This window comes from Bradyrhizobium tunisiense (assembly GCF_042263385.1).
Taxonomy (GTDB): domain Bacteria; phylum Pseudomonadota; class Alphaproteobacteria; order Rhizobiales; family Xanthobacteraceae; genus Bradyrhizobium; species Bradyrhizobium tunisiense.
In genome coordinates this window covers 1-979 of the sequence record NZ_JBHLEV010000019.1, presented here as the reverse complement: position 1 = coordinate 979, position 979 = coordinate 1, and the positions used below count along the sequence as shown (strand labels likewise).

Annotated in this window: 1 protein-coding gene; it reads right to left on the bottom strand. The window is 61.0% G+C overall.

The features are described 5' to 3' along the window. Window positions 1–112 precede the first annotated feature (112 nt). A partial coding sequence (locus ACFDR6_RS36300; RefSeq protein WP_375861380.1) for a dihydrodipicolinate synthase family protein occupies window positions 113–979 on the bottom strand: 867 nt, incomplete at its 5' end.

Here is a 979-nt window from a genome sequence, read left to right as displayed (position 1 = left end):
TGCAATTGTTTGACTTGCAGCCGCTGGTCATCTCCACATCCTATCCCTGGTCGGCTCCACCAGAAAACCGTCGATCTCTCGAATGATGGATTGGACCGCATGCTGCCTCTCTTTAAGTGTTGGCCCAGCGAGCAAGACCGGCGTCCGCAATGATCTTGGCGATGGCCGCTTTCTGCTCGGCTGCCAAGGGCAGCAACGGCAGACGCGGACCACCGGCGTCGCGACCAAGCTGGCTCATGGTCTCTTTGATGGCGGCGTAGTACGCCCCGGACTGGAAGCAACGGTAGAAGGCGAAGACGTCGCGGCCAAGGGCATCCAAAGCCTTATCGCTAGTGAGCGCCTTGTCCCAGTAGTCACGGATCAAGGGGCCGGCGATTTGGTGTGCCATGGCGACGACGCCATGGGCGCCAACGGCGCGGGCCGGAACAATCATGGTCTCGTAGCCGACGAAAACGCGAATTCTATCGCCCACACGCTGCACAAGCTCACTTACCTGAGTAATAAGGCCGGAGCTGTCCTTGATAGCGACTACGGTTGGCAGGGCAGAGAGCTGCTCCACAAGAGCCGGGGTGATGTCGACCCCCGCGCGGCGGGGGCTGTTGTAGAGCATCAGCGGCAGCGACGTGTTGTGAGAGATGTACTCGAAGAAAGCCACGATCTCACGCGGGCTTGGCATGGCGTAGATAGGGGGAAGGATCATGCCGCCCGCGCAGCCCGCAGCAACAGCCGACTGACACGCTTCCAGTACATCTTCGACACGTAGGTCCGCGACGCCTGCCAAGACGGGCACGCGGCCAGCCACGTGGTCAACCGTCAATCTGTAGAGACGCGCGCGCTCAGCCTTGGTGAGCGCATAAAATTCGCCGGTGCTACCAGCCGCCACGACACCCTGTGCGCCGTTGGCAATAGCGTCGTCGATGAGCGCCTTGTATCGGGACTCATTGATGGAGCCATCGGCTCCGAACGGAGTGACGAGAAC